At 35.2% G+C, this 21508-nt stretch carries 19 protein-coding genes and 1 pseudogene; 13 read left to right on the forward strand and 7 right to left on the reverse strand.

Annotated features, from left to right (window positions below):
• Positions 1 to 17: 17 nt before the first annotated feature.
• From A5866_RS12090 to A5866_RS12100, 3 genes are all read right to left on the reverse strand, one after another.
• On the reverse strand, positions 18 to 860 hold the full coding sequence (locus A5866_RS12090; protein ID WP_086277413.1) for a carbohydrate ABC transporter permease: 843 nt from the start codon (positions 858 to 860) through the stop codon (positions 18 to 20).
• Between the two features lie 125 nt (positions 861 to 985).
• On the reverse strand, positions 986 to 1858 hold the full coding sequence (locus A5866_RS12095; protein ID WP_086277412.1) for a carbohydrate ABC transporter permease: 873 nt from the start codon (positions 1856 to 1858) through the stop codon (positions 986 to 988).
• Positions 1845 to 2936 carry an ABC transporter ATP-binding protein gene (locus A5866_RS12100; protein WP_086279654.1) on the reverse strand — a complete coding sequence of 364 codons (1092 nt, stop codon included), beginning with the start codon at positions 2934 to 2936 and terminating at the stop codon, positions 1845 to 1847. The genes A5866_RS12095 and A5866_RS12100 overlap by 14 nt, the downstream gene beginning before the upstream one ends.
• A 155-nt stretch (positions 2937 to 3091) precedes the next feature.
• On the opposite strand from A5866_RS12100, the gene A5866_RS12105 reads away from it, so the two are divergent.
• Entirely contained in the window at positions 3092 to 3856 is a 765-nt protein-coding gene (locus A5866_RS12105; RefSeq protein ID WP_176271364.1) for a DeoR/GlpR family DNA-binding transcription regulator, read from the forward strand.
• 598 nt (positions 3857 to 4454) lie between these two features.
• Here A5866_RS12105 and A5866_RS12110 read toward each other — a convergent pair.
• The 3 genes from A5866_RS12110 to A5866_RS12120 form a co-directional block, all read right to left on the reverse strand.
• On the reverse strand, positions 4455 to 4793 hold the full coding sequence (locus tag A5866_RS12110) for a MucBP domain-containing protein (RefSeq protein ID WP_086277410.1): 339 nt from the start codon (positions 4791 to 4793) through the stop codon (positions 4455 to 4457).
• Positions 4771 to 6216, reverse strand: a complete 1446-nt coding sequence (locus tag A5866_RS12115) for a helix-turn-helix domain-containing protein (protein WP_086445255.1) — start codon at positions 6214 to 6216, stop codon at positions 4771 to 4773. The genes A5866_RS12110 and A5866_RS12115 overlap by 23 nt, the downstream gene beginning before the upstream one ends.
• A 63-nt stretch (positions 6217 to 6279) precedes the next feature.
• Positions 6280 to 8208 (reverse strand): MucBP domain-containing protein, encoded by a 1929-nt coding sequence (locus A5866_RS12120; RefSeq protein WP_086445254.1) that lies wholly within the window; start codon positions 8206 to 8208, stop codon positions 6280 to 6282.
• A 378-nt stretch (positions 8209 to 8586) separates the two neighbouring features.
• Between A5866_RS12120 and A5866_RS12125 the strand changes: the two genes are divergently transcribed.
• The 9 genes and pseudogenes from A5866_RS12125 to A5866_RS12165 all read left to right on the forward strand — a co-directional run bounded on the left by A5866_RS12125 (position 8587) and on the right by A5866_RS12165 (position 18161).
• Positions 8587 to 9267: a winged helix-turn-helix domain-containing protein gene (locus tag A5866_RS12125; RefSeq protein WP_086277407.1), complete on the forward strand. Its 681-nt coding sequence runs from the start codon at positions 8587 to 8589 to the stop codon at positions 9265 to 9267.
• A 126-nt stretch (positions 9268 to 9393) separates the two neighbouring features.
• Positions 9394 to 9687 (forward strand): LPXTG cell wall anchor domain-containing protein, encoded by a 294-nt coding sequence (locus A5866_RS12130; protein ID WP_086277406.1) that lies wholly within the window; start codon positions 9394 to 9396, stop codon positions 9685 to 9687.
• Complete coding sequence (locus A5866_RS12135; RefSeq protein WP_086445253.1) at positions 9684 to 10532, forward strand: WxL domain-containing protein; 849 nt, start codon at positions 9684 to 9686, stop codon at positions 10530 to 10532. The genes A5866_RS12130 and A5866_RS12135 overlap by 4 nt, the downstream gene beginning before the upstream one ends.
• Positions 10533 to 10590: 58 nt before the next feature.
• Positions 10591 to 11409 (forward strand): WxL domain-containing protein, encoded by an 819-nt coding sequence (locus A5866_RS12140; RefSeq protein WP_086445252.1) that lies wholly within the window; start codon positions 10591 to 10593, stop codon positions 11407 to 11409.
• Between the two features lie 72 nt (positions 11410 to 11481).
• On the forward strand, positions 11482 to 12645 hold the full coding sequence (locus tag A5866_RS12145; RefSeq protein ID WP_086445251.1) for a DUF916 and DUF3324 domain-containing protein: 1164 nt from the start codon (positions 11482 to 11484) through the stop codon (positions 12643 to 12645).
• A gap of 43 nt (positions 12646 to 12688) precedes the next feature.
• Positions 12689 to 13201: a hypothetical protein gene (locus A5866_RS12150; RefSeq protein WP_339099681.1), complete on the forward strand. Its 513-nt coding sequence runs from the start codon at positions 12689 to 12691 to the stop codon at positions 13199 to 13201.
• Positions 13202 to 13319: 118 nt separating this feature from the next.
• A complete protein-coding gene (locus tag A5866_RS12155) occupies positions 13320 to 17102 on the forward strand; it encodes a SpaA isopeptide-forming pilin-related protein (protein WP_140335144.1) in 3783 nt (1260 codons plus the stop codon).
• 93 nt (positions 17103 to 17195) lie between these two features.
• Positions 17196 to 17343 (forward strand): annotated as a pseudogene (locus A5866_RS12160) (cell filamentation protein Fic); the annotation flags it as partial.
• Between the two features lie 227 nt (positions 17344 to 17570).
• Positions 17571 to 18161, forward strand: coding sequence for a family 1 glycosylhydrolase (locus tag A5866_RS12165; protein WP_176332602.1), 591 nt, complete (start codon positions 17571 to 17573; stop codon positions 18159 to 18161).
• Positions 18162 to 18277: 116 nt separating this feature from the next.
• Here the strand turns inward: A5866_RS12165 and A5866_RS12170 are convergent, their stop codons facing one another.
• Positions 18278 to 18475: a helix-turn-helix transcriptional regulator gene (locus A5866_RS12170; protein ID WP_176271362.1), complete on the reverse strand. Its 198-nt coding sequence runs from the start codon at positions 18473 to 18475 to the stop codon at positions 18278 to 18280.
• A gap of 419 nt (positions 18476 to 18894) precedes the next feature.
• On the opposite strand from A5866_RS12170, the gene A5866_RS12175 reads away from it, so the two are divergent.
• The 3 genes from A5866_RS12175 to A5866_RS12185 all read left to right on the forward strand — a co-directional run bounded on the left by A5866_RS12175 (position 18895) and on the right by A5866_RS12185 (position 21507).
• Entirely contained in the window at positions 18895 to 19797 is a 903-nt protein-coding gene (locus A5866_RS12175) for a helix-turn-helix domain-containing protein (protein WP_086445248.1), read from the forward strand.
• Positions 19798 to 19915: 118 nt separating this feature from the next.
• Positions 19916 to 20713, forward strand: a complete 798-nt coding sequence (locus A5866_RS12180; protein ID WP_086277398.1) for a TIGR00282 family metallophosphoesterase — start codon at positions 19916 to 19918, stop codon at positions 20711 to 20713.
• Positions 20714 to 21138: 425 nt separating this feature from the next.
• On the forward strand, positions 21139 to 21507 hold the full coding sequence (locus A5866_RS12185) for a RicAFT regulatory complex protein RicA family protein (protein ID WP_086445247.1): 369 nt from the start codon (positions 21139 to 21141) through the stop codon (positions 21505 to 21507).
• The last annotated feature ends 1 nt before the right edge of the window (position 21508 follow it).

Genomic DNA, 21508 nt, shown 5'->3' on the forward strand with positions numbered 1-21508 from the left:
TTATTTTTAGTTTGTGTTTATCCTTTTACGCCACTATCGCCAATCCCTTTGATTAACCATTTTTGGAAAACAATAAAGACGATTAATAATGGAATGACTGTAATGACATTTACCGCCATGATTAAGGGCCACTGATCAGCAAATGCGCCTTGCATAGTAAAAAATTGTCTTAATCCAACTGTGATTAAGTATTTATCTTGGCTTTTTACGATTAGTGAAGGCCAAAGATAATTGTTGTACATTTGAATAAAGGTAATAATGGATAAGGTAAAAACACTTGATTTAGACATCGGCACCATCACACGCCATAAAATCCGCCAGTCTGATGCGCCTTCAACTCGGGCAGCTTCAATCACCTCCTTAGGTATATTTAGAAAGGTTTGCCTTAGTAAAAAAATACTGAATACACTTCCGATATTTGAAATCACAATTCCTGTGAGAGAATCTAATAAATTTAATTTTGCCAATATAACGTAACTCGGAACATACGTAACTGCTGAGGGCAACATGTAAGAAAGAAGCAAGCTATGAAAGATTAAATTTCTTCCTTTAAACTTAATTTGGGTTAAGCCATAGGCTACCATACAAGATAATCCAATTTGAAAAATGACAATTAAAAAAGAAGTCACGATGCTATTTTTTAAATAAATAGCAAATGGTGCCAGTTTGAAGGCATCTACAAAATGATGCCATTGCATTTCTTTAGGAAGAAGCTGCAAGGGAACGGCAAACATTTCATCTGTTGTTTTTAAAGAGCTAAGTGCCATCCATACTAGTGGAAAAAGCGTTCCGATACTTAAAACAATTAGTGCAGTATATTGAAAGAGTCCAACGAATGTTCGACAGTGATTTCCCTTCATTTGTAGTTCACTCCTTATGTTTCTTACTGATTAAACGAACTGTACTAGACGTTTACAATGCTATATTTTTTCTGAAGACTAGAATTTTGAGGAACAGTTGTGCTAACCTTATCCAAAACTTGTCATTAATTGTAATGAACCCAATATTTTGAAAGCAAAAATTGGGCAAGAGAGATAAGAGCTGTGATGAAAATAAGCAGCACAGCAAGAGCTGTAGCTTGTCCCATGTTAAATTGTTCAAATGCAAGCTGATAGTAGTAGTAAAGTAAAGTTCTTGTGCTTCCAGAAGGCCCCCCTTGCGTCATGACTTGAATCTGATCATAAGCTTGTAGTGAAGAAATAATGGAAGTTACAATTAAAAATAAGGTAGTGGGAGAAACATAGGGAAAATAAACCCTCTTCATTTTTTTCCAATAAGAAACTCCCTCAATTTCGCACACTTCCTCAATTTCAGATGGAATTTTTTGAAGAGCATCGCAATAAAAAATCATGCACCAGCCAATCCCTTTCCAAATGGTAACAATTATGATCGCCCACATAGCAAAGTTGGAACTTTGTAACCAAGAGGGTTGAGGCAAATGAAGAAACCCCAGAATTTGGTTGATTACGCCAACTTTAGGCTCGAAAATCCAAGACCATACGATTGAAATCGCAACAGTAGGGGTTACCCAAGGAGAAAACAAAAGAGTTTTAAACAAAGTTTTCCCTTTAGAAATCGAGTGAATGAGTAGAGCTGTGAAAAAGCCAAGAATTAAAGTTGGAATGACGGTCCATAATGTGAAAAAGATAGTATTTCCAAAAGCAGCTCTAAACTCAGATGAACCTAAAATTGTCGTATAGTTTTCTACGCCAACAGACTGGATGACAGGATTTATATAGTCCCAGTCTGTAGTACTCAACCAGACAGATACAACTAAAGGAATGAACCAGAAAATGAGCAAAGGCAATATAGGGAGCCCAACATAAAAGAAAGCAAGTAAATAGTTATTTTTCCTCATGAAGAAAAGCCCCCTTGGAGTACCATGTCTTATCACTTTCTTTATCAAATAAATAGAAATTTTCCTCTGGAAACTGTAAGTATACTTGTTGTCCTTCTTGATAGGAATGAGAATGATGGACTTTAGCTAAAAAGGAATAAGACTCATGATGCAAATGAAGTAGCAATTCAGAACCTAGCAATTCCATATACTCAATCGTAGCAGGCAAGCCTTGTTCATTATTCACATGAATATCCTCTGGTCGAATCCCCAAAGTCCATTCCGTTTTTTCAAATGGTAGTATTAATTCTTCAGCTAATAATGAAACTCCTTTTAAATAGAGCATCTTATTTTGATAAGAAACAGGTAAAAAATTCATTGCAGGTGTCCCTATAAAACCCGCGACAAACTTACTCTGGGGAAATCGAAACACTTCATAAGGTGTCCCTACTTGTTGAATATCTCCATCTTTTAAAATGACAATTCTTGTAGCCATTGTCATAGCTTCAACCTGATCATGGGTAACATAGATTGTAGTCGTTTGTAATTTTCGATGTAATTGAATGATTTCTTCTCGCATTTGTGTTCGAAGTTTTGCATCTAAATTGGATAACGGTTCATCCATCAGAAAAATATCGGTTTGTTTTACTATAGCCCTAGCTAAGGCAACACGTTGCTTTTGTCCTCCAGATAATTCCTTTGGTTTCTTCTTTAAGAGATCTTCTAAACCAACAACTGTGGCAGTTTCTTTTACCAATTTTTCTATTTCTTGTTTTTTAAATTTTCTTACTTTTAAGCCAAACGAAATATTTTCTGCAACCGATAAGTGCGGAAATAAAGCATAGTTTTGAAAAACCATCGAGATATTTCGATCTTTTGATGCTACAGTATTCACTTTTTCTCCGTTCATCCATAACTCGCCAGATGTAATTTCCTCCAAGCCAGCAATCATTCGCAAAGTGGTAGATTTGCCACAACCCGAAGGCCCCACTAACACAATAAATTCTTTTTCGTCAATTGACAGATTAAAGTTTTCAATGGTTGTTTCATCTCTATTATCATACGTTTTACTAATATTCTTTAATTCAATTTTAGCCAATAGAATCACAAACCCCTTTCTTAAATTCGATTATAAGGATTGTTTGTAAGGTCTTTGTAAGTTTAAAGTTAAGTTTGTTAATTCAAAGTTAATGTTTTGCCAAATCCCAAGTTTGTTAATGTGAAATAAGTATAATGAAAAAAGGAGGCGAGACGATGAATAAAAGGCAAGAAGCAATTGTAGAGTATCTAAAAAAAAATAAAACAATCAAGAATAGTTATATTGCAAAGGCGTTTAATGTTTCAAGTGAAACAGCAAGAAAAGATTTAGAATTGTTGGAAGAAAGTGGAATAGCTAAAAAAATATATGGTGGGGCTTATTATAATCAAAAGTTTGTCAACGAAACAGATTATTTGCATCGTCAAAATTTGAACCGCGTGGAAAAACGGAAAATTGCTAAAAAAGCAATTGAATTTGTGTCGGAAAACCAAATTATTGGATTGGATGTCAGTACGACCAATACGCAAATCGCGGCAGAGCTTACCCATCATTTTAAAAATCTGACCGTAGTTACAAACTCTGTAATCATTGCGGTGGAACTTTCTAAAAGAAGTCGTTTTCAAATTGTCATGCCCGGAGGATTAATAAAGAATGATGAACTTTGTTTTGTAGGAGAGTTCAGTGCTGACTATTTAAAACAGTTTCATATAGATGTCTTTTTCATGAGTTTTAGTGGAATTTCTTTAAGCAACGGTTTTACAGACTATGGTTTTGGAGAAGCTTCTTTAAAAAAACAAATGATTAAAAATAGTTCGACAATATATGGAGTAGGAGACTCGACCAAATTTGATAGCACCTCGTTGTTAAGCGTCTGCCCTTTGCATCAAGTTAGTGCAGTTATAACGGATGATCAACTTTCTCCTGTTGTAGCTTATAATTATGAAAAATGCGGAGTCCCTATCTTTACTGGAGAAAGATAGGATTCTGTTTCAAAGTTTTCTATAAACGACAGGCTAAATTAAAAGTAGAAAATTTATGAAGGTAGTTTATTGATAAATAGTTAGTTAATGCGCTGGATCATAGGATCTCTATTACATCAAATAGCCCGTCTATCGTTCGATAAACGGGTCATTTTAGCGTGCCTAAAGATTTGTTATCTTTTGCATGTAATATACTTGAAGGTGGTCTTGAAAAACATATACTTCATACTTTTATATTTTAAATATTCTTTCTGTTAAATGCTCCTCTTCAACCAAGTTACAGGCCACTATTTAGTTTTTTCTGTATATTGTATTCAACAGCTCGGAACTTGTTTTGATCAATACTTTTTTATTATTCACGCATGGAAGTTTCTTCCTAATACAGTATTAATTTCACCAACCAATTAGTGCTTCCCATACGGTTGAAAAAAATAACTTCTCTTTTTCAAAAGAAGTAACCAGAAATACGAAAAATATTTTGCAGAGTAATACCCTCAGACTATCTGGCAGTTCAAATGGAAAAATCGGTCAAGTTAGAGAAATAGTTTTCGCCACAACCTTATCCTTATTTTTTGTTGAGTAGGAACTCACTTCATAATTACAGTCGAGTAGAACCAAAAAGAAAGATTCCTGAAAGATTCCCTAACAATGTTCCGTATTGCGTAGCTGCTCTCTGTCCAGGAGGAACCACTACAGCAGGGTATTCTATAGTGGTCATTCGCGAGGGAATTGAGACTGTCTTTTTCCGATAAACAAAAACAACTTCTTGTGGCTCATTTGTAAAAGTTCCTTCTTGTAAAGCTGGGTGGCTCACTAATTCCCAGTAGTGGTGTTCCTCTTCTTTGGCATAAAAAATAATCATTGTTGGTTGAGCAATTAGTAAAAAAGCTAGAAAAACTGTCAACAAACACAGATTAAAAGATATTGTTTTTTTCATTTTCGTTCTCCCTTAGTTCAATCACTAAATCAGCAAATTTGGCCCAATCAGACGGAGTTGGCGGTTGTTTCCAAATGATTTGCTGACAACTTGTTTCTTTTAGATGGTAATCAGATAAAAAGATATGGGTATCATTGTTAAATTTTTTCTGAATACTAACATTTAAATCACGAAAGCGCCGCAAGCTTTGACAAATATACTCTGTATAGGCTATTCCATGTGAAAAATCGATATAAATATTGATCGGTGTTCCTAATTGTGAAGGTTCTAAAATAGATAATACGGAAAACATTATGTCATAGTAAAGTTTTGCTTGATCATTTTTGGACAGTTCTAGAGCTATCAGAAAGTGAGTTTTTCGAATAAACCGTAAGATCAATGTATGTAAGGGATAATAAACCTCAGCAAAGTAGCTATACGCTGCAGTTTCGACAAATGTAGTATAACTTTGTTTGAAAATAGATAGACTTAACAGTTTTTTCAAAAAAGAATCGTATAGCTGCGTTTTTTGTAAATCTGTAATTTGAAATTGAGTGGCTATACGCTCCACTAGTTCTTGCGTAGCCTCTTGGTTTTGTGTAAATAACTCTTGATTGAATGTCAGTTCAGGTGTGAACATTTCAGAAACAAATAGAAAGGCTAATAAGTAGTTACTTTCATTGAACGATTCAGGAACTGTGTCTTTTGTTGGACGGAGTGCTTGCTCAATCAAGATCATCTGTTGTTCAAGTGCGTGATTTGTCTTTTTATTGATAGAACACAGATTTTCTTTTACCGCATGATGTTTTTTTATTCTAATGTAGACGATGTGGATAAATAAGGCTAACTTTTTTTTCTGAAAAAAAGTTGAGTCTAAACCAAAATGTGTAGTCAATAACTGTAGAAGCTGTTGTACTTCTTGATTGCTATCCTTGGAAAATGGATAGTCTTCTCCAAAATAGAAATAAGAAACAAGGTCAAAAATAATGGAACGTACTTTCATCTCGTTTCCAGTCAGTTTATTTTTTTGAATCACGATCCGCTCTTTTTTTAGCTGAGTTAACACTTTGCTGCGAATTTGGTAAAGCGTCGTTTTGGCAATATGTTGTTCTTCTTGAAATTTTTTTATCGTTTTCTCTTCTACTAGCACCTCAATAAAAAAACGAAATTTTAGTGAACGTTGGGCGAAAGTATGTTGTATCTTTTGAATCATATCATTAGAGATAGGCTGATAAATCAGTTCATCGTAAACTTCTTCAGAAATCGTTATTTCTGGACACTCTTCATTTAACTCTTTTATATATTTTTCCAATAAAAACTTCGATAACCCTGTGAGCTCCAGTAATCTTTTTTGAGTTAAATATTGATCGTTGTAAAGTTGTAAGTTCATAAGTAAGTGTAACTTATCGCGATCTTCTTCATCTAAAAATTGCAAATATTCCATTATTCTCTCCCCATTGTTGGATTAGAAGCAAAACCGTTAAAAGAATTGTTTCTAAACCGGTATTTAGTTTATTTTTTCAACTTTTTTGGCTGTGATTCTGTAAGATTCGCCGATTTTCCCTGTAATAGTACTTGGCGTAGTAAGTTCATTGCCTTGTTCATCAACAAACTTAATCGTCACAGAGCCTCTACCATCATGATCTGTTTGTTTTTCCTTAGCTTGTTGTTGCACCGTTTCTTTGGAATCACTCGTTTTTTCAGTGGTTGCCAGTGTATTTGGAAACCACGTTGGCAACTCTAGAGCCTCTTTTAATACCTCAGAAACGTCCACTTGATTCTTAACGATGTGAGTAATACTGCTAATGATAGGGTTAGTTCCGTAACCAAAATATTCTGTGGGGAATGCAGAATGTGAATGGGTCAAAGGAATTAAGGGTTTCTCTATCTTTTTATACATGTAATGGACTGTTTGGGCTTGATTCGTAAACGATCCACTAGCATTTCTAGGAAGTTCTTTTAGTTGCCAGCCTGTTATTTGTTTGCTTACAGACGTATAAGGTGTATCAAGCTGTCCCTGCAATGTTTCTGGTTCAGCAAGTGGCTTCCCTTGTGTATCAGTATAGTAGACCATTACAGGTTCGCCAAGTGCTCTTTCATAGGTAAAAATAATTTCCTGAGGATTTTGTGTGAAGGTGCCTTCTGTATTCCCAGCTGTTGATTTCAATACCCAAGTATTGATGTCTTTAGGTACAGCTGTGAATGAGGCATCGATTTTTCCTTCTAAGACAGTAGATTCACTAATAGGCTGACCCGCTTCATCCTGGTATTTAACGGTCACTGGTGCTCCATCTTCAGGTTCGTCAATCACATTAAATTGTTGGAAGTACGTTCCAGCAGAAATGGCGTAGAAACTAAAATTAGGTGGGGTCTCATAGTTTCCTACAGGATTATTTATCCGAGCATTATATGTAATACTAGCGAGATTATGAAAATCCTCTTCTGTAACAGCTGAGACAGTAATTCCAAGATCTGTGATTTGTAAGCGATCTTCCGGCAATTGTGCATCATTGAATTCAAGTACAGTGTTACTAGCAGAAGTTGATGTTGTAAATGGCGGTACATAACCGTCAAAATTTGTGATTCGATTAGGCATTTCAACAAATGGAATAAAAACGGTTTGTTGTGTGGCATCATAGCCTAAGGTGCTCCGAGACATCGTGACTGGAAGGCTTGTTCGGCCAGTATTTTGCCCAAAGGCTGCTAGGTCATTCAGCGCTGGAAAATCATTGATTACAGTAAAATCTGTAATACCGCAAAATTGAACGGAAATTGAACGTAATTTTGGCAAATGTTTCAAGGGCTCAAGTGTCGTAATAAACATATTTTTATCTAAATAGAGTCGCTCAAGATTCATCAATGTAGTGAATTTTGATAATACCTCATTATCTAGTTGTCTGGAAGTTACTGAAATATGAGTAATCCCAGTACTTTTGCTTAGATCAGGAAAAGTACTAGAGGTTAAAAAGTTACCACTTAAACTGACAAAAACGAGCGATGTCAATTGTTCCAAAGGGGTAAAGTCCCCTACATTGTTATTGTCTAAAGAGATAGCACCTAAGTTTGTTGCAAATTCTAGACCAGCCAAACTGTTGATTTGTATAGATGTAGCATTCGTTATCGTTAAAGAAGTCAGGCTCTCCATATCTTGCTTAGTAAGTACATCATCTGTTGATTTTCCTAATTTTATTAAAATAGTTTCTCTTAGAACCTTGTCAGGAACGGATACTATTTCTGATGTAGCTCTTGTAAAAGGAAGGTCTGGACTGGATGAGTGTAGAGAAGAATTGTACGTAGCTGATTCAGAAGAAGGTGTGTGTTCCATTGCCATTGGTTCATCTTGGTTGATTGCTGTCGCTTCGATGGGCAAATTTGCTAAAGTATAAATTCCCAAACAGATCATCGAAGGCAGAAAAATTTTTTTTGCGTTGTTCAATAGTAATACTCCTCAATAAATATAGTTATAAAGTGAAAGAATCAATCTTTTTGTGAAGTTTATTTTTGGTAAAAAACCACTTATTTTTATCGATTATTCTTTATGGATAACTTTTTGATATCAAAAATATTTTATATAAGAAAAAGAAATCAACTAATATAGTACACTTTTTCACTAATAACATCTATAAAATAATAAAAAGAATTTCTTTATTTTTTCGTGAGTTCGGAAAAAATGCGGACATTTGCAAAAAAACGGGAAAATAGTTCCTTTGGCGTGATTGTATTTTATTTGTATCTAGACGAATATTAAATAAGCAAAATAAAAATAATTATGATTTGTTTTTGAGATTTTTTAATTGAATGGGAGAGGAATGTTATGAGGGTTGGGATACTAAACACAGAAAAGAAGAGTAGTGAAACATTTATTTCCTATAAAGCCTCTGGATGTTTAGTAGAAAATAAAAAAGTAGTCGATGAGAAGGACTTACAAGATATAGATGCATTGCTTATCTGTAAAAATCAGACATTCAGTGTTGTAGAGGTTTGTGAATGGGTTATCAAAAGTAAAATGCGTCGACCGATTCCAATCTGGATAAGTACTACTGAAAAACGAGTAGAGGAAAAAAACATTTATTTACAATTAGGTGTTTGTGGAATTTTTGAAGATTACACCATTGAAGAAATAGATTTAGCTATTAGCAACAGCTTAAATACAATGGAATCGGCGCAACACATGAAAATGAAAAAAGAGCCAATGGTGCTATTAGACCCCTTAAAGCTAAGCCTTAATGTTGATCATTTAACTATTTCACTGACAAAATCAGAATATTATCTGTTTGCTCTTCTTTATGAACATAAGGAAGAGGTTTGCACCTATGAAATGCTTGCAGAATCATTTTTGGGTAAGGGAATAGATTTATTGGGTGAAAGTGGGCAAAGCAGAGTGGCGAATATTGTTTGTAAAATCCGAGCAAAAATAGCTCAAACAAGTGATGGGAAAAAAGAATTGATCAAAACAATCCGCTCAAGAGGCTACATGCTAACTTTATCCGAATGAAGTAAACCTGGAGAGGGGGTGAGCGATAGAATCTGACGAGTCAATAGCCAAGGCAAATCCTCCGACAAACAAAATCATCACTTAGTAGAAAAGAATATCGTTATTTAAGGCAGAGGGGAGGCAATTATGAAAAAACTAATTCAATCTAGTATTTGTTTACTGCTCTTATTTGTCCCATTTTATGGAACATCTGCAGAAGCCTCTGGAAAAACGCAATCAGGTATTACTTTTATTCAAGGTGACCATCCGAAAAAACCGATTATTGATACTATTTTTTCTGGAAATAAAAAAGGAATACTTCCTCATACAGGGGAAGCGTTGAGCCTGTACTTACTTATTATCGGGATTTGTCTGTTGATTTTCATTTATCTATGGTTTTACTTAAAAAATAAAAACACACGAAAGAAGGAACAAGAATGAAAAAGAAATTAGTTGCAAGTTTATTGTTGAGTGGATTGGTATTAAGTTACAGCTCTACAGGAGTTTATGCAGTAGATGCAAGTGCAACAGCCAAAACAAAAGCTGAAACAGAATTTACTGCTGGGGATCGTCCTGATCCATCGAAACCAGAAGAAGGACCAAAAGATCCTAATCCATTAGATCCAGACCCAGATCCGACAGATCCAACGAAACCAAAACCACTACCAGAAGCAAATAATGTTTATGTAACACATTTACCAGACATTTCATTTGGTTCAAATAAAACAGAGTTGAAAACAACTGAATACGAAGCGTTAACTGAAAAAAGAACAAAAGGGCAAGGGGCTGAAACATTTTATATGCCTCATTCTGTTCAAGTAGCGGATTTATCTGGGAATAGTGAAACAAAATGGAAATTAAGCGTTCAACAAGATGACGTATTCAAAACAAACGATAGCACACCAAAACAATTAGACAGATCTCGTATTCGAATTTATGGAAATACGTTAACAAGTACCGCCTATGCAGCCACAGATTTAGCAGACAAAGTTGCAGGTGTTGCACTAAGTGAGACAGATGAATTTGGCGCGTATTCAACGATTCCTGTTAAAAGCGATACACAAGATGAATTAGTAGTGTTGGAAAATAAAACACCTGGCTTCACATTGAACTCATATACTTCTTCTGTTTTTAGAAATAGTTATATCGAAGAAGACTACGATGCGACTAAAACACCTACAGCGTCTCGCTACGAAGGGGTCAAATTAAATGTACCGGCAAGTGACCAATCACAAGCGAAAGCTTATTCAGCTGATTTAACTTGGACATTGACTGTAGAACCGTAAAGAGCGAATCATTAAATAAAAAAACATCTTATCAGCAACAAAGACAAGGAGCGAAAAAATGAAAACAACTATAAAAAGAATTTTAGGATTGAGCTTAGTAACAGCGGGGATTTTAAGCTTAGCAACACCAGCTTTTGCCGAAACAGGAGCAGTAAAAACAGATGGAAAAGCGTCATTTGTACCTCAATCTGGTGATATCAATACAATCAAACCTGGTACAGATGAAAAAATCGATATCGTTGATGGCAATAATGAACGGGTAACCGTTGAAAATATTCAATTGATGCATGTCCCAGACTTTGATTTTGGTAGTAACGAAACAAGTGTCGATACAAAAAATTATGATGCTATTTATGAACATTATCAAAAAACAGGCGATACGACAAAATATGCTATTCCTCACTTTGTACAAGTCGGCGATGTTTCTGGTGTGCAAGGAACGGCATGGGCTGTGACAGTGGAACAAGAAGCGCTGTTTAAAGAAACAGGAGGACATGCTTTGAAAGCATCTAGAGTCAATTTGTACAACCAAACCTTGACCAATAATGTTCAAACTGGAAATGTGACCGATGTTGTGACAGGACTGACAATCCCGAGTGATGGTACTGTTCAAGTTCCTGTCAAAGGTGTGGATACAACTGGTAGTATCGCTGTACTAACATCTAAAGCTGGAAAGACTGATCAAACAACAACAAACGGAACCATCAGTTCAGTTGTCTTCCAAAAAGATTATGACGAATCAAACTACGGAAAAGTAGATTCACCAGCGTTAACAGACAAAAATACAGATGTAAAACTAAATGTTCCACAAAGCGATGGGGTACAAGCTAAAGCATATGGAGCTAAATTAAATTGGACTCTAACGGTCGGACCGTAAAACCCAGTTTTTATTGGTGGAAAGTTCCATTTTTAGGAACTTTTTTCCAATTTTGTTAGAAAGGAAAAATGTATGACTCTACTAAAACAATCGATGAGCTGGAGCAGACGAGTCTTTTTATGTTTAGCTTTGCTGATCCTAATACCATTTTCTCCAGCGTATGGAGAAGAAATTCCCATTTCCGTCAAAGCTATTTTACCAGACAATCAAGTGACAAAAGATGCAGGCTATTATGATTTAAAAGTGAACCCGGGAGAAAAACAGGAACTCTCTTTTCAACTCTATAACCAAGGGGACAAAGACGCTACAGTCAACATCAACATCAACCCAGCCTATACAGGAGATGGCGGTTCATTTGTCTATACAGAAGATGAAACCAATAAAGATTCTTCTTTAAAATATCCTTTATCAAGTATTGCGACCTCAGAACAAACGGTCAGCATTCCAGCAAAAGGCACGACCGTTACGAAAGTAACATTAGATATCCCCAGTGAGCCTTTTGAAGGGCTAATTCTTGGTGCAATTCGTGTGACAAGTGCCGATGCAGGAGAAAAGAAAACCGAAGAAACAAAAAAAGGCTTCAACATTTCTAATAATTTTGCGTATTCAGTAGCCATCCAATTAAGAGAATCAGATGATCTGCCAAAATCCGATTTAGCACTCAAAAAAGTCTTTGCCTCCCAAGTTGCAGGGCGCAATACAGTGAAAGTAAATCTGCAAAATCCCACAGCAACGATTATCGATAACGTCTCCTATGATGCTGCTGTCAGTAAAAAAGGAGACAACGCACCTTTGCATGAAACAAAGGTAAAAGGCTATCGAGTAGCGCCAAACACTAACTATAATGTTCCGATTAACTGGGAGAATCAACCCTTTTCAGCAGGTACCTATGTTGCCAAAGTCAAAGCAAAATCAGAAGATACAGGACAAGAATGGCAATTCGATCAAGAATTTGTCATCAGTGCAAAAGAAGCAAACGAGCTGAATGAACAAGCAGTGGATCTTGAGAAGGACTATTTGCTCTATATCTTGATTGGCGGGGGAATCTTCATTTTACTTGTTATTGTTCTTATTATTCTATTGGTCATTTTATCCAAAAAGAAGAAAAAACGAAAAGAACAAGCAAGACGAGCACGTCAAAAAAAGCAAAAAAAAGGAAAAGAACATGACAAACGAAAACAACGAACAACCGATAAACGATCTTCCCCAAGTTCAGGAAACCATAAACGAAGATAAGCAAAAGCCTTTTTCTTTCTACCTTGTTCTGACCTTACTACTTATGCTTCTAATAAGCGGTGGTATTGCAGGGTATATCTGTTATCCATTTGCCAATAAAATCAGCGGCAACTGGGTATCGACCGATCAAGCCATGCGGCTAACAAGCCAAGGAAATATGTGGGAATTAGCTATTGCGGATTACAAAAAAACAAAAGGGTTTACGCTTGTGTTTACAGGAAAATGGACGGCCGCAGGGGTCAATAAATATGATGGGAAACAAGTAAAATTATTCGCTAAAATAGCGAAAGTGAACTTTTCTAAAGAGGAAATCAATACATTGGAAAAAAAGTCCGATCTATACACAGTTTCTGATCAAACTGAAAAAGAGCTTACCTTGCAGTACACAAAAAAAGGAATCAAACAAATTCAGCCAGGTTCTAATTTGAATAAAGTCGTACATATGACGTTAGAAAATATTCATTGGACGAAGCAGAAAGAAAAGTTGTACCTAAATAGCAGTTATTTTTCTACTGAACGGATTGAATTTAAGTACAAAAATGAAAACAAAACATAGAGTGTTGTTGAACATCGGACGAAACGAGAGGAGTGAACAGTTGAAATAGTGTTCTATTTCACGGCTTATGAAAAGAAAAAAGTATATTCTCTCTTTGCTTATTTTAGGGGTTAGTTTAGTGATAGGTATATTTATCGCCACTTCTTTAAGTTCTAAAAATAAGCTCCAAGCGCAAGAAGTACAACCAACCAGAGCAATCACAGATAATATTTTTCAAGAAGCGAAAATCATCGTTCCAAGTGAAAAAAGTCGAGTGTTAGAGCAAGAAGATTACCTCAAAAATGATTCGGAAGTCAAAGTCACAATGACGTTCAAATTCACGAATAAAAATTATAAAACAGGCGATACGTTTGAAACAACATTACCAGAAGGCTTCACCTACACGCAGGTTATTGAAGGTGGCTTGAGTGATACAGCGACTTATCGCATTGATCCAGCAACAAGAAAATTGGCCTTAACGATGATAAAGGATGTTCAATCGGCAGAATATAAATTGGATTTAGTCACACGTATCAAATTTGATAGCAAACTAAATTCCAAACAAACCATGCCTTTTGAAACACAAACGCCAACAAATTATATCTTTCATCTATATGAGAAAACCAGCACACAATATCTTTATGGAAAGACTTTTGACAAAGAGAAGAATGAAACAACATTGATGCCTACAAGTGGCGGTGCTTATGGTGCAATGGACGTCAACTACGCCCGTGTAGATTTATCAAAAAATAATCTTCAAGTCAGTTTCTCAAAAAAATTAATGCCAAGTGGTTGGAGCGACGGTTATGTTAATGCAACACAAGACCTTTCATCATTTAAATTCTATACGTATGAAACAATGATTGATGGAACGCGCATAGGTGAAAAAAAAGAATTAAAGGTCAATGAAGATTTTGATGTGATTGAAAAAACAAATGAGTTGAGCCAAATTAAGTTTAAAGAGAAATTCCATGAAGCATTAGAAGTTTCAGAGGGGGAAATGAATTTTGATTACACTGGTTTTAATCCTATTTCTAACGGGAAAAGAGGGACAGTAGCATCCTGGATGACATTTATTGTTTATCCAGGAACAACTACTGATAATTTTATCAGTTACAGCCGGTTTTCAGTTAACTTCTTTGTAGTGGAATTAGGTTATTTGGGGTTAGGGACAATTGTTGCAGATACCAATGTCAAAGAAAATGAAAGACTCGTTAAAACACCGATCTACATCAATGGAACAAATCAGCAACTAAAAAAAGGGGATACATTCATTCTGACAAATGATAAGGATCCAGCATTGGTGGCGGTCGATACAAAATTAGCTCAAGAATATAACGTCACATTCAATGCCAATGGCTCCATTGTCGAAGGGACTAAAAAAGCAATCAGTAACTGGAAAATCACGAGTGATGTATTTGGTGAGGTAACACTAACTTACTTAGGTGAAGATACGACAGGTACGTTAGGCTTAGATATCTATACTGGAATAGATGAGACGGTTACACCATCGTACAATAGTAAATATATTCTTTCTGGAAATGGATACGAAACAAACGGGACGACAGCCTTTAAAGGTCAAGCTGCCAACATGAAAAGCGGGACATTCAACACGGAAAAAAATAGCATCGCTTGGACGGCAACGATCAATTCTCTTTATCAAAAAATCACGAAAATAACAGATACATTTGGTGATGGTGTAAAAGCAGGGACCTTGAAAAATTTGAAAATCAGCTCTGTGGAATTTGGAAAAAATGGTGTGAAAAAAGAGTTAGTTGAAGGAACCGATTATGAATTGGTCGATTCTTCAGACCATTTTGAAATCAAGTTTTTAAAAGAAGTCAAAGAAAAGCTCACAGTAACGTATGAAACAGGCGTTGATCTTAAAACAATCAATCCAAAAGATTCCCGAGCGACAAATACAATCACACCGAAGTTCATTTTTGCTTCGTCAACAGAAAAAGAATTTCTAACAGTTGGATATGCTTATATCCCGAGTTATCTTTTTACGAATTCACCATTTGTACTAGGAAAAAATGGCATGTATACTCTGGCTGAAAAAGTTAAAGAACAACCTGTGAACCAAGTGAAATTACTGATAAATCCATCAGAAGCCGATCTTACGAATAATGAGGTCGTTATCAATTATAAAAGTATGGATGTTTCGGTTTTAGATAGAAAGTTTACAGTAAACAAGGTCAAAAAATTTTCTACAACAGATTATACCAATCTACTGCCAGATGAAGAAATCACTTCTGACAGTGAGGAATATCCTGAAATAAGTATCGAAGAGAATCAAATTCGCGTGAAAAACAAAAAATTAACGCAAGCAATCATCGTTAGTTTTACTTTAGGCAAAAATAATTATTATAATGCTGCGGGTGATTATGCAAAAATCAGTCAAACAAATGATAGCTTTGACCCAGTCGATACAACGTCTACCAGATTTTATTTTAATAACAATTTAGCAAAAAGTTTTACACTAAAAACAAGTGAGACGTATGCTAATATTGCTGAAGGAACCTTGGTGGTCAATAAAAACAACGGTTTTGCATTGATTAAAGGGACAAAAATCGACCTTGCCAATATTGTCCCGTCAAACGATTCGAAAGAACTTTCCAGCTTAAGAGAAGTTACGGATGGAGAAGGTAATCCTTTACCAGCCTCAACTATTTCAGTGAGTGGTGGTGGTTATTCAGCGTGGGCTGTCACTATCAATGATGATCAGTTGAAAAATGGCTTGATCGTAAAATTGAATTTTAATTTCACCACAAGTGGCTCGAAAAGTTACACAGGAGGAAATTCAAGTCATCCGTTTATTGACTATCGCGGCTCTACAACAACACAAAGTTATTTAAACAATAATTGGTCGGGGAAATTTGATATCGATAACTCTGGCGCAGGTGGCGGTGGAAATCTGATCTTAAAAGATATGACGATCACTATGATCGATTCTGTGACCAATAAACCGTTAGCTGGTGCAACATACGAGATCATCGATAAAGATGGAAAGGTAAAAGATACGCTAACATCAAATGCAAACGGTCAAATTCTTCTAAAAGAATATGTCGTTACAAACTATACCTTGAAAGAAATCAGTCCGCCAGAGGGCTATGTGTCCAATCAGGATTATAAAGATCCAGGTAAGGAAATCACTTTGACGCCAACCGGTGAAAACAAACTGACGATTCCCTACGTTAAAGAAGGTAAAATCAACGTTCATTTTACCTATCAAGATGGAACGGATATAGAAACGATCGATCCGATAACGATCAAAGGCGGTAACGGTACTATCGTTAATTTAAAAGAGCAAAAAGCAATCACAGATCAACTTGATGCGTTAGCGCTAGAAAACCTAGATTATCGCTTTTTGACCTTTGATAAAGGAAAAATGGATGGATCAGAGGAAGCATTGACGATTCCATATGATAGTGAAACAGTCTATTATAAATATGAAGGACTGATTTCGTTAAAAGTTCCTGAACTTTTAACCTTTGAAACAGGCTTCGTCACACCCTTTGAGCAAGTGCTTTCTTATGCTAATACAGATGATTTTGAAGTAGGATTTAGAGATAGTCGCCAAATTACGACCTCTGCTACAACAAAAAATGGCAAGACGCGAGGCAATATTCGCTTAAATGCTTTCTTATCGAAAGAATTTACGACACAAGAAAATAAAGTGCTAAAAGATGCCCGTTTGATTTACCGAAATGGTGCAACGGATGTTGTTTTGAATGGATCTGGCGGAGAATTAGTGAATAATAAACAAGATGCTAACGATAAAGGGAAGAAAGATTTCAATTTCATTTTAGATACAGCGGGAAGTGAAAACCGAGGCTTTAAACTGGAAGTACCAGCTAAAGGGACATTAGCTGATGACTATACAGGGGAAGTTACTTGGGAGATTATTCAGGAGCCCTGAATCACTTAGTTGAAAGTAAATATCAATAAGAAGTAGCCTAAGATTTAGTAAGCAAATCTTAGGTTATTTTTATATATGTTTGCTAGAGAGTTAAGTAGTCCAGTAAATGATTTGGAAATACGTTATTTGATCAAAAATGCGTTGACTGCTGCAGTGGATGATCGAGAGGTCTATTATGAAGGGAATCGATATTAGTTATTACTATGAAGGCTATACTGAATATAGTACAGAAGATCTATAATAAAAAAGCCTTCCTGAAAAAAACGCTCAGATTAAGTGTTTTTTTCAGGAAGTTTTTAATGGTTAAAATCGAAACGAATCCACCAAGCAACTCACAAATTCCTCATAAGAATCGGCTTGTAACAGTGCATCGATCGTTTCCTTATTATCCAACGATTCAATAATCAAGTTAAAAATCTTCCGAAACTCCTTTCGCTCCGACTGATTTATCGCAATCATCACCACGATTTGGACCAGATCAAAGCAGGAAAATGTGATTTTATCGGGCTCAATTATTATGATAGTAAAACGGTGGAGCACGTGACTGAACAAGACCGTGCTAAAGAATTAGTGATCAATAAAGCGGGTGAAGTAGGTTCGACTGAAAAAGAAGTGATTGAAGGAATCTATAAAGGTTGTAGTAATCCATATTTAGAAAGAAATGACTGGGATTGGGAAATCGATCCAGAAGGGTTGTGGATTACATTAAATCGGATTTATCAGCGTTATGAAATACCGTTGATCATCACAGAAAATGGCTTAGGAGCAATCGATACACTAAACGAGAAACACCAAATTCGTGACGACTATCGCATTGATTATTTAAAGAAGCATCTTGAACAGGTTCATTTAGCCATTGTTCAGGATGGTGTAGAGGTTTTTGGTTTTTACCCATGGTCTTTTATTGATTTGATCAGTACAACTAGTGGCTTTAGAAAGCGGTATGGGTTTGTTTATGTAGATCGAACGGATACCGATGTCAGAGAATTGACTAGGTATAAAAAAGATAGTTTTTATTGGTATCAGGGAGTTATTAGGGGAAATGGAAAAAGGTTGTAACTTTAGAGCGTAAAAAAATAAAAGTGAAGGTAGATCAGATTCTAGCTAAGATGGAATCTGATCTTTTTTGAATATTGTCTGTCTGTTACCAGTAGAAGGTCTAAACTCTTAGTGAGTTAAGAAAAAATTTCAGTAACCTCTTTACCTAGTGAGCGCGCAATGTTAAGTGCCAACGAGTCAGAAGGTTTATATTTTCCTTTTTCAATACTTTGAATCGTTTGAATCGAAACATCGACCTTATCGGCAAGCTCTTCTTGGGTCATACTACTGTTGCTACGGGTTTCTTGCAAATTGTTTTTGATCGGTTTTTTCATAAATGATAGCCTCTTTCTTTTGTGATTATGATAGTAAAAAAATAACGCACGCAACATTTATTAGCAATTTTGATTAAAATATATACTAATTCTAACTTTGTGAATTATATTTAATACTTAGCGGTGAGCTACAGATGAATGGAAAGCGTTCCTTTTATCAATGACTTCTAGCATGAATAACTTCCCCAAGTTTTATGATTGCTAGGAGTTTTTTTGTCTAGGAATCAAAAGTTAAATAGTATTGAGTAATTACACTTCAATTTCTATTAGCTAACAACTAGATACTTATAATAATATCAGATATTAAAGGCTTTATAAACTTATTATTGAACTAATTGTTAAAAAAGCATGGAATAATGCTGTCTTTGTCTTGAAATAAATATTTTATGCTGAAATAACCTTTGGAAGGATAGGAAATAATGGAAATACATGAAGTTTTGAAGTTATTTAGAAAACAAATGGATTTCACGCAGAAAGAAATTTTAACTAATTTTGATCCTTCTGTTTATTCTAGAATTGAAAATGGAAAACAGGAACTCAAAATAACAGACTTGAAAAAAATAATTAATGTATTATCACTTTTACCAGAAGAAGTTTTTGCTATGGCTCCGTTAGATATAGAGCAACAAGAGTTTAAAACTCTGTACTTGTATTGTGTTCAGAACTTGCAAGATGAAATTGTCAAACAGGAGTTAGTTAATTATTTTAAAGAACTTTCAAACAAAAATAAGAATTTAAGAGAACTATCCAATTATTTTGCTATACAATGTTATTTTTCTCAATTATGGGATGAGATTGACGAAGTAAAGTTAGAGGAATTAGAAAATATCTACTCTTTGATGAGTGGTAAAAAGGATTATCAGCACTATGACTACATAATTATTAGGAATGCGATGAAATTCCTTAAAAAAGAAAAAGCAGATGTACTTATACAAAAAATTTTTCTTACTGAAGTACAACAAACTATAAAGGTTAACGATTCTTTTTATTATATTCTTTTGAATGCAATAACATCTAGGATTTACGAAAAAGAGTATTATCTTGCAAGAAAATATATTTATTTAGCTAAGAAAAATGATAAAGTGCGAAAAGATTTTCATTATCAAACACATTTAAAGTATTTAGAAAATTTATTAGATTATGTAAATATCGGTGATTATCAATATATACAGAGAATTCAAGAGTATATACATTTACTAAAAGATATAGGTGATATTGATTTAGCAGATCAAATTAGTACCGATGTCAAACTAGTTTTAGCTGGCATGGACGAACACATCGATAAAAAAGATTTTCCAGTTGTTTTTGTAAAACATAATTAAATGATCAATTTTTTTTACTTCCAGTTACAGGTAAACCCTCAGCATATCTCCACCTCTTCCCTTCCACCCCAAAAACCTCTATAATAAAAACAGAAATCAAAAGAGAAGAGGAAGATTTTTGCGTATATTATTTATAGGAGATGTAGTAGGATCTCTAGGTCGCGATACAATCACCACCTATTTACCAAAACTAAAGAAAAAATATCGTCCCCAAGTAACGATTCTTAATGGCGAGAATGCGGCAGCAGGTAGAGGGATCACTGGGAAGATCTACAAGAAGTTTTTACAAGATGGTGCAGATGTTGTCACACTAGGTAATCACACTTGGGATAATAAAGAGATCTTTGAGTTTATCGATGATGCGAAAAAAATGATCCGACCAGCTAACTTTCCGCAAGGGACACCAGGACAAGGAATGGTGTTTGTGAAGGTCAACCAGCTTGAGTTGGCTGTAATCAATATGCAGGCCCGTGTTTTTATGGCAGATATTGACGATCCTTTTCGTAAAGCAGAAGAATTGATTGCTGAAGCACGCAAGCGGACGCCGTTGATTTTTGTTGATTTTCATGGCGAAACTACCAGTGAAAAACAAGCAATGGGCTGGTTTTTAGATGGTAAAGTCAGCGCTGTTGTAGGGACTCATACACATGTTCAGACCAATGATGCACGAATTTTGCCAGCAGGAACGGCCTTTTTAAGTGATGTTGGTATGACTGGACCATATGATGGCATATTAGGTATGAAGCGGGAACCGATCATAGAAAAATTTATCACAGCCTTACCAAAACGTTTTGAAGTTGTTGAAGAAGGAAGAAGTTTACTATCTGCTTGTGTCATTGATATCGATGATCAAACAGGTCAAGCTAAAAAAATAGAACCGATCCAGATCAGTGAAGATCGACCATTTGAAGAATAGATTTATTTAAAAAGACAGAAGTATCGAACTCTGGCGATAAGAGTTCAATACTTCTGTTTTTTTGTTTAGTTCTTGATAATCTAGACATAAGACATAAATTTTTCTATATCTCGTTCTGTTCTTGATTGTCCTGATGTTACTTCTTGCAGTATATCTATATAGAAAAAGACAACAAAAAATCAAAGCACTAGAAAAACAAGTAGCCGAATTAAAGAAAAATGAAGAATAGAGCTATTCTTTAGAAAAAAGAGGGAACCTAAAAAAATGGTTGCCTCTTTTTTTCTGCAGTTTCCGTTTTTTTCCGTATATTATAAAAGAAGGCCTGCTGTTTTATTTTACGTAAACTGTTGATTTTGCTGGAATTATGTTAAAATAAGTAGACTCATTTTCCAACAAAATCTACCCTAAAATAAAGGTGTGAAAACATGGAGCCATCCATTACAGATAAAAAAATCAACGAAGAATTAACCAAATTATTAGCCTTACTTGGTGAGGACGAATTGATTCAGAGTTATAAAGAATTAGAAGCTAAAGTTCAAAAAAATGAGAAACTGACAGATTTAGTTGAACAAATCAAAGCTGCACAAAAAGATGCTGTTCAATTTGCGCATTATGATAAACCAGAAGCGGAGAAAGCTGCAATCCAGCGAGCAGACGCACTAACGAAAGAATTCGATGAACATCCCTTAGTTGTCGCTTATCGAGAACAACTGATGGAAGCCAACGACCTTTTACAACATGTCACAGACATGATCCAGTATAGAATCAATGAAGAGCTAGAAAAGGAAGGGTAAT

The sequence above is a fragment of the Enterococcus sp. 12C11_DIV0727 genome, from assembly GCF_002148425.2.
GTDB classification, from domain to species: Bacteria; Bacillota; Bacilli; order Lactobacillales; family Enterococcaceae; genus Enterococcus_L; species Enterococcus_L lemimoniae.

Coding starts and splice junctions, on each gene's coding strand:
- A5866_RS12090 (WP_086277413.1), bottom strand. CDS start 860: ATGAAGGGAAATCACTGTCGAACATTCGTTGGACTCTTTCAATATACT.
- A5866_RS12095 (WP_086277412.1), bottom strand. CDS start 1,858: ATGAGGAAAAATAACTATTTACTTGCTTTCTTTTATGTTGGGCTCCCT.
- A5866_RS12105 (WP_176271364.1), top strand. CDS start 3,092: ATGAATAAAAGGCAAGAAGCAATTGTAGAGTATCTAAAAAAAAATAAA.
- A5866_RS12110 (WP_086277410.1), bottom strand. CDS start 4,793: ATGAAAAAAACAATATCTTTTAATCTGTGTTTGTTGACAGTTTTTCTA.
- A5866_RS12115 (WP_086445255.1), bottom strand. CDS start 6,216: ATGGAATATTTGCAATTTTTAGATGAAGAAGATCGCGATAAGTTACAC.
- A5866_RS12125 (WP_086277407.1), top strand. CDS start 8,587: ATGAGGGTTGGGATACTAAACACAGAAAAGAAGAGTAGTGAAACATTT.
- A5866_RS12130 (WP_086277406.1), top strand. CDS start 9,394: ATGAAAAAACTAATTCAATCTAGTATTTGTTTACTGCTCTTATTTGTC.
- A5866_RS12135 (WP_086445253.1), top strand. CDS start 9,684: ATGAAAAAGAAATTAGTTGCAAGTTTATTGTTGAGTGGATTGGTATTA.
- A5866_RS12140 (WP_086445252.1), top strand. CDS start 10,591: ATGAAAACAACTATAAAAAGAATTTTAGGATTGAGCTTAGTAACAGCG.
- A5866_RS12145 (WP_086445251.1), top strand. CDS start 11,482: ATGACTCTACTAAAACAATCGATGAGCTGGAGCAGACGAGTCTTTTTA.
- A5866_RS12150 (WP_339099681.1), top strand. CDS start 12,689: ATGCTTCTAATAAGCGGTGGTATTGCAGGGTATATCTGTTATCCATTT.
- A5866_RS12170 (WP_176271362.1), bottom strand. CDS start 18,475: ATGAAAAAACCGATCAAAAACAATTTGCAAGAAACCCGTAGCAACAGT.
- A5866_RS12175 (WP_086445248.1), top strand. CDS start 18,895: ATGGAAATACATGAAGTTTTGAAGTTATTTAGAAAACAAATGGATTTC.
- A5866_RS12185 (WP_086445247.1), top strand. CDS start 21,139: ATGGAGCCATCCATTACAGATAAAAAAATCAACGAAGAATTAACCAAA.